Below are 7,888 nucleotides of genomic sequence, written 5' to 3'. Positions count from 1 at the left end.
TCGGCCCCCAATCTTTTCCTTCGGCAGTAACTATGACACTGTGCTGATCGTTCTCGGGGATTATTCTGGCATCAACTCGCTGAAACTCATCAAGGGAATATACTCGACTTAATGCCTGGTTAAGTTGACTCGGACTTAACTTCTCACCCGCTTTTAAATCCAGGTTTTCTGAAATAATACTTTGATGAGCATTGGAGTGGTTATCTATTCTAATCTGTTTAAATGCTTCTTTTTGCACACGCACCAAACGGTTTTTCACCCTCTCTTTTGCCAACAGGTAAGACTGATACTCTGCCTCCGAAAGTGACAAAGCCTGCAATGACAACAAATGATATTCAGCCGCTTCAAGACCTTCTTGTATTCCCAAGTGAAAGGTTGACCAATCAGTCGTACTCAAATTATCAATATCAGGCTTTATTAGAATATCTTCAGCCGCCAGGTGTGCCTTTTGTTTTTCAGTCGAGGCCACGGTGAGAAAGTTAGAGAGCTGCCCCAAGATAGAAAAAGTATCAGTCAAGGATTCAGGCTTAGCTAACTCATCCCCGATATCTACTGCGATAACGATATCCGCCCCCATTTGTTTCACGACATCTATTGGAACGTTATTTACCAAACCACCATCAACTAACAACTGCCCGTCCCAGTTTACAGGTGCCAACACACCAGGCACATTGGCCGAGGCTCTCATAGCACTAAGTAGGTCTCCGTGATCTAGTGTAACTTGCTCGTTGCGGCTCAGGTCGGTCGCAATTGCTCGATAAGGTATCGACAGCTGATCAAAGCTCGATAGCACCGGCACCATACCAAAGGTCTCACGTAATAGCTGCGCGGCACGCTGACCATACAACAAACCACTTGGCGAGGTAATTTGGTAATCACGCAGCCCTATATCCAAGGGTACATTAAATTGGTCTCTTTGCTTTAAGCGATAAGGTAAATCTTGACGAGGAATCGAGTCTGAGTAACCTTCCTCCCACGTAGTAGCCATCATCTTCTTCTCAATCTCTGCCGCGCTGTAACCCATGGCATATAGGCCACCTACGATCGAGCCAATACTGGTGCCCGCTATGTAATCAACAGGAATCTGCTCACGCTCTAAGGCTTTAAGCACACCAACATGAGCACCGCCTTTGGCACCACCTCCTCCCAAAGCCAAACCAATTTTGGGTCGTGCAAAAAGGCTGGTAGAAATAAGCAAAAGAATAAGGAAAACCAGGGAAAAAAGGTGAATTAGCTTGGTATTCATATATGATTTGTTCAACATTAGATTGTTAGTATTGGGAAGAAGTCTAGAGTAAAGCGCGCAATCAGATAGAATCAAGTATCTACTTGTTTATTTTAATACTTCTCGATTTCTCTCCTTTCTTCTAATAACTCTTGCTCTAATTTGGTATTATCCGCTTCACATTCGAAGAGGGTAATATTTGTGTTCAGTGAACTCGAAGACAGTTTAATTCAAGCAATAGAAGAAGCAGGTTTTAAAGAACCGACTGAAGTTCAGGAAAAAACCCTGGTTGACGCGCTCGATGGCGAAGACTTATTTGTCAGCGCTGAGACAGGTAGTGGTAAAACGGCTGCCTATCTACTCCCTACCTTCGACCAAATAATGCATGAAGAAGGCGGTGACATACTTGCCCTGGTATTGGTTCCTACACGTGAACTCGCCCAACAAGTGCTTAAGCAGGCAAAACAGCTAGCTCGCTTTACAGCACTTAAGTTGGGTCATATCGGTGGCGGTACTGACATCCACAAACAGACCGAAATCATTCAAAACCCGCCACACTTTATCGTGGCAACACCGGGGCGTTTGTCTGAATTGCTTGCCAGAGACCTGTTAGACCTTTCTTCGGTAGACATCCTGATACTTGATGAAGCAGACCGCTTACTCGACATGGGCTTTAGCGATGAGATTCTATCTATTTCAGAACACTGTCATCAACGGCGTCAAACGCAGCTCTATTCAGCAACACTAGCCAATAAAGCACTTCGAGGCCTGGCAGACCAGTTGCTAGATGAGCCAAAAGTGTATGAGCTAAACCAAACAAGCGATACTCACACATCAATTGATCAGCAAATCATCTTTGCTGACGATAACGCTCACAAATACCAACTACTATGCTGGCTACTAAGAAACGAAACATATCGTCACAGCATTGTCTTTTGTAACTCGAAAGAGCAAGTAGATCAGGTTTACCGTGTCATGCAGCAACAAGAAATTAGCGCTGGTGTATTACACGGAGACAAAGACCAGAAACAACGAAATCTCGTGATGAGCAAAATGCGCCGTAACGAGCTGAAAGTAATGGTCGCTACAGATATTGCTGCACGAGGTATTGATATTGAAGGCATGGATCTGGTGATCAACTTCGAAATGCCGAGGCGTGGTGAGATATATGTCCACCGTATAGGTCGCACCGGCAGAGCGGGCGAAAAGGGTTTAGCCATCACCCTTATTTCCGCGCCTGAATTTAACCTTATGGCCGGTATAGAGCGTTTTCTAAAGCAGACCTTCAAGCGACGTAAAGTTAAAGAGCTTGAAGGTCACTATAAAGGCCCGAAAAAACTCAAAGCTTCCGGAAAAGCGGCTGGTTCTAAGAAGAAAAAGAAAACCTCTGGAAAGAAAACAAGCGCCAAGAAAAAATCAGTTAAACGAAAGAAATAGCACAAGTGTCGACAAGCAAGCGCCCCCAACATCATCTACCAGTAGGAGGGTTTCGAAACCCTCCCGGCAGCCCAAAACGCACTAGTAGCACTTGGGAAGCAATACGCTTCTTTACCACCTTCCCCTTCGCAAATAGAATGCCTTCTATACCTGAAGGCCACATTCTGCCCAAGGAGCAAGTGGAGCAGCAATACCGCGATACACCGCAACCTAGCATCACCTGGATAGGTCATGCAGCCTTTATCCTCCGCCTAAACAACAAAGTTATCATTACCGACCCCTTCTTGAGTGAAGTTGCTGGCCTTGGTTCTTTAGGCCCCAAACGTTTTGTGCCTTCTGCATTTGACGCCAAGTCATTACCCCAAGCCGATATCATAGCCATCAGCCACAACCACTATGACCACTTAGATGACTTAGCCCTTCGAGCCTACCCCTACAAAAAAGAAACTTTAGTCATCGTACCCTTGGGCCTTAAGCGCTTCTTAACATCGCGAGGCTACAAGCGTGTTATTGAGCAAGACTGGTGGCAAGAAACACAAGTCGAAGAACTAACCATCACCACACTACCCGCCGTGCATTTCTCTGGCAGAGGCCTCTTTGATACCAACAAGACCCTATGGGCAAGCTTCAGCTTCCGCTCCAAGGAAAGAAGCATATGGTTCTCGGGCGATACAGCGAAAGGTGAGATATTCAAGGAGATAGGTGAACGGGCAGGCCCCTTCGATTTGGCCTTAATTGGTATTGGCGCCTATGAGCCAAGAAGGTATATGCGTTCTGTTCACGCGACACCTGAAGATGCCATTGAAATTGCAAGAAGTATCAAAGCACAGAAAACCATCGGCATGCATTGGGGGGCTATCATGCTGACACCTGAAGACCCATTTGAAGCCCCTCCTCGCTTTAAACAAGCCGCTATAGATCAAAGCTATGGCGATGAAAATGCTTTATTGATGAAGGTTGGAGAAACTCGAGCACTTTAATTTATCGATTTTTCCCTCATCAAGAATGGTCAATGTCTCACACGGCAAACATTGACCACTTGCAGCTTTCCACCTATGATTGCCCACATCAGGATAGTATCTCGATCTACAACAATAACAGGGAAGAGTTAGTCATAGTGAACTGCATTGAGCACTCACTATCGAAATAGAATCAAGAGCTTGATATGGCTTTTGAATTCCTATTCTCCCCCCGATAATATCGATTCAAAGAACCTGTAATAAGAAGCAAATTGGAATTTACTTTTAACGCCTTTTCGACGTTTATCGTTTTAAGATAACGGTTCGCCAAGGAGAGAGAAGGCAATTAATTCAGGAACGAATCATGTCAGTAGCAACAATTGAAGATTACGGAAACTCAGCATTAGAGCAAGACAATAAACAGATACACGACGAGCGTGCGCGTATTTTGAATATGGTCTCTCAAAAAGCGCAGGATCAGACTCTCACACTTCAAGAAACCACTGCACTATACGAAAAGTTTAACCAAACCTATACAGCATACCGGAGCACTGAACCGCAAGAGGTTGATGAAAGCTGGGCGCTGGAGTTGCTGCAAGAGAGTGAACAAGAAGAAGCCGAAAATACAACTTTTCAGACACGAATTAACGGCATTCCTCATCAAACTAAAAAAGGCTCAGGCAAGGACAACCCAGCCAACGATTCAATTTTAGTTGATAACGAAATGAAGCCAATGCTAGCTGCACCGCTAAAACAAATGACCTTCGAAGATAGAGCGTCGTTTACTCGTTCTGATGCAGCCAAACAAGACAAGGCAATGGCGACAATCATTGTTGCATCCGGTCTCGCTACTCTATCGATACTACTAGGCTTTGCCTTAGCATTCTAAGCGTAAAACCTAGTATCGTATGCGCATGCCTAATCGGCATGCGCCTCTTGAATTTTCATTAGCTCTTCTTGGGTATCGAGTAATAAATCAACCAAACGCGGCTCGAACTTAGTGCCTTTCATCTCTTTGAAGAAGTTTAATGTCTCGTCTATAGACCTAGCTTGTTTATAGCATCGACGATTCACCAGCGCATCGAACACATCTGCCACCGAAGCAATTCGCGCAAAGATATGAATATCTTCACCCGCAATACCGTTTGGATAGCCTGAACCGTCCCAGTTCTCGTGATGCCCACCTGCAATGAGCGCGCCCGCTCGCAAGACCTCTAAGTCAGACGTCGAAAGTATATCGTAACCGATCTGGGCATGAGACTGCATAACCTCCCACTCTTGAGGTGTTAGCTTACCAGGCTTGTTAAGGATATGATCAGGGATAGCGATCTTCCCAATATCATGTAGTGGTGCCGCTTTATACATTACCTCATTATCTCGATCACACAGTCCAAATGTCCATTCAGGACTTAATGAACCTCAAAGTAACTGTTGCATCAGTATTTGAAGAGTCAGAGCTGGACGCAGCGTCTAGCGTATCTCTTCTGACCGAAAATGACTGGCAAAAAACAGGAGCAAAACGCTTAAGTGATGTGCTGGAAAGTGTTCCTTCCGTGGCAAGTTACCCTACTTGGGGTGGTGCCGAAGCAATAGCAATTCGCGGCTTCACTACAGAGCTATCGGTGCGCGGCATTGCCAACACTTTAAATGGCGTCCCCTTAAACAGCTACACTTATGCGACCTCGTTGTATGATAAACCGATTATCAATCTTGATCATTTAAGCCGTATAGAAATGGTTAGAGGGCCCGGCAGTACACTCTATGGAAGCGATGCTTTTCATGGTGTAATTGCTCGACAACTCAAAGACTCTAATAAAGATGAGACCCAGATTAGAAGTAAAGTAGGCAGTGATGGTTATACCAAAGCCTCTCTATTTGTCGCACAGACATTCGAAGATAGCATACTCAATGCCGGCTTAGCATTTGCCCGACAGAGCGATCAAAACTTGAACTATCGCTACACCGATCCTGATGACGGTTTGCTCTATAACTCCGAAAGACACTATGCCTATCGTGATCAAAGTGGCTTTATAAAATTGAGCGCTGGCAAAGTCGATACAGGACGTGTCGAGTTTTTTTCATACTACGCAAACTATTTGGCATCTGGTTTTCCAAGCACCGGCACCCAGTTCTTTACCCGTATTGATGATAATTTTGACGTGCAATCTACCAGCTTAACTGAAGATCGGGAACATTCAGGGCAAGATTCCAGCTTCTGGCTCGCAAGCTTATCTTACGATTACCAGCTTAGCGATAGCATTGAACTGGGCACTCAAATCTATCATTGGCAGAGTAAGCAAGAATGGTCATTTGACAATGCACGCTACCCGATAAGCCTCGTGTACGCGCCTAACGATATACCAATCACTTCTTTTGACTGTAAAGATGGAACCAATACGACCAATAACCCTCTTTACTGCCCTCACACACTCTATCAATCTACAAATGAGCAACGTAGTGGCGCGAAACTTCAGTTAAAAGGCAAATCGCCTGAAGCCTCAACGCAATGGGTTCTCGGTGCTGGTTATGACCGATTTATCGTCAACGGTAGCAACTACTCCCGGATCGACTTAAATGGCAGCACCCTTGTTGATCAAGACAACCCTTATAAGAATTCTAAACGACACATTAGGTATGCACTATTCCAAGCCAAGACAGGCTTATTTAATGACAAACTGCATGCTGTCTATGGTCTCAGAGCAGACGATTACTCAGATGTCGGCTCTCACCTTTCGCCAAGAGCAGGGCTCATTGTCAAAGTCAATGAAAACTATAGCTCCAAGCTTCTTTACGGCCACGCTTTTAGAGCGCCCACAGCAATTGAGAGATTTGGCTCTGTTCAGGCAATTGAAGCAAACGAGAGCATCAAACCAGAGGAAATTGATACGATTGAGTGGGTCAATCATTTTCTCGCTAATGACTATTCTACAGAGTTAACTCTGTTTTCAAGTCGCTGGAAAGAAGGCATCGTTTTAGTGCCAACAACGGGCTCTTCTCAGAAATATTTCAACACAGGTAGAAATGAGTCTTATGGTGTTGAGCTTTCTGGTCGAAAACAGTTCAAGAGGTTTGAGTTAGTTGGCAGCAGTAGCTATGTTCGAAGCGAGAATAAAGAACTCAATAGTGATTATTTAGCTTTCCCACAGTGGATTTTTACACTTCAGGGTAACTACCTACTTGCTGATAGCAATATCGAGCTATCAATCAAACAAAGAGCAATGCTCAACTATAGTGAGGGTGACTATATAACCTCGACAAACCCGACAACGCTAGAGGTGACGCAAATTGCGCCAGAGGATGCAGATGATTATTTTCGTACTGACCTCAGCCTTCTTAAACACTTCGACTCTAAATCAGGCGAAGGCGAACGTGCTATGTATATAAACGTGAATAATATTTTTGATCAGAAAAATACCGTCGCATCACTATATAACGTTGAAAACGGCCTAGCGGATTCTGGCTTATCAGTTGATATTGGACTGTCCTGGAGTTGGTAGGCAACGATTTACTTTAAGAGCTCAACCAGCGTATCAAGTAGGCGAGCGTAATCCCTAAATAGTTACCCAGGATATAGCCAAGAATTGCAGCGGCGAAACCTGGGACTATTAGCGATTTATTCTTCAAAGCACCCGCCACGACGGGTATAAATGGCACCGACATGATGGCTGCGGCCGAACTAATCAAGAAGGTATCTGTATCGACTTTAAATAGCTTGCATAAACTAGCATGCAGAATTAACGTGCCAACCAATAACAAGGCGATAAAGAGAAATAACTCTACATTCAGAGCACTTAGAATTTCCAAGTTGGTCATTGTGCCCATGGTAAAACAAAACACTAGCACCAAATACATGCCGCAATGAAAGCTCTGCTTCAAACGCTTTACCTGAGGAAAAAATGACAAGCCCAGACCAGCACTCGTAATCGCCACTATCGTCACTACTGAAGACATACTTTTCGGGAACAACTGAGAAAGGCCTATACCAATAACCAATGCCAACACTGCAAAGCCGAGTACAGAGGCAACATTTAAAACATTTTCTTTGCTCACTAGCTGCTTATAGGCATGTGAACTTTCATCACTCAAGTGATCAAAGAGCCCCCCACCCGACGTGCTATTCAAGGGCAACTTTTCGCTTTCATTGAAGGCTTTTAAAAACCGGCTAAACAGCGGTTTTGCGAGGCTCACAACAAATAATAGATATAAGGCCGACAGCAAAATATCATAGCTGGTCATCGTAATAAACACCGACTGCTCACCTTCAATT

The 7,888-nt window shown here is 44.5% G+C and carries 7 protein-coding genes; 4 read left to right on the top strand and 3 right to left on the bottom strand.

Going from position 1 to position 7,888, the window contains the following annotated elements; translation table 11 throughout:
• Positions 1-1,246 (bottom strand): patatin-like phospholipase family protein (locus tag A3763_RS06605; protein ID WP_197482815.1); only part of this gene is annotated, 1,246 nt, incomplete at its 3' end.
• Between the two features lie 180 nt (positions 1,247-1,426).
• Between A3763_RS06605 and A3763_RS06600 the strand changes: the two genes are divergently transcribed.
• The 3 genes from A3763_RS06600 to A3763_RS06590 all read left to right on the top strand — a co-directional run bounded on the left by A3763_RS06600 (position 1,427) and on the right by A3763_RS06590 (position 4,510).
• On the top strand, positions 1,427-2,662 hold the full coding sequence (locus A3763_RS06600) for a DEAD/DEAH box helicase (protein WP_197469805.1): 1,236 nt from the start codon (positions 1,427-1,429) through the stop codon (positions 2,660-2,662).
• Positions 2,663-2,667: 5 nt separating this feature from the next.
• Positions 2,668-3,642 (top strand): MBL fold metallo-hydrolase, encoded by a 975-nt coding sequence (locus A3763_RS06595; protein ID WP_068509495.1) that lies wholly within the window; start codon positions 2,668-2,670, stop codon positions 3,640-3,642.
• A 343-nt stretch (positions 3,643-3,985) separates the two neighbouring features.
• Complete coding sequence (locus A3763_RS06590; protein WP_068509498.1) at positions 3,986-4,510, top strand: hypothetical protein; 525 nt, start codon at positions 3,986-3,988, stop codon at positions 4,508-4,510.
• A 29-nt stretch (positions 4,511-4,539) separates the two neighbouring features.
• Here the strand turns inward: A3763_RS06590 and A3763_RS06585 are convergent, their stop codons facing one another.
• The gene (locus A3763_RS06585; RefSeq protein ID WP_082907151.1) at positions 4,540-5,010 is read right to left on the bottom strand and encodes an HD-GYP domain-containing protein; all 471 of its coding nucleotides are present in this window, start codon (positions 5,008-5,010) and stop codon (positions 4,540-4,542) included.
• Positions 5,011-5,033: 23 nt separating this feature from the next.
• On the opposite strand from A3763_RS06585, the gene A3763_RS06580 reads away from it, so the two are divergent.
• Positions 5,034-7,118, top strand: coding sequence for a TonB-dependent receptor (locus A3763_RS06580; protein ID WP_068509502.1), 2,085 nt, complete (start codon positions 5,034-5,036; stop codon positions 7,116-7,118).
• A gap of 13 nt (positions 7,119-7,131) precedes the next feature.
• Here the strand turns inward: A3763_RS06580 and A3763_RS06575 are convergent.
• A partial coding sequence (locus A3763_RS06575) for a DUF819 family protein (protein WP_197482814.1) occupies positions 7,132-7,888 on the bottom strand: 757 nt, incomplete at its 5' end.

This window comes from Oleiphilus sp. HI0128, from assembly GCF_001635365.1.
The sequence above is the reverse complement of the archived record's forward strand: the minus strand, read 5'-3'. Positions and strand labels throughout refer to the sequence as shown.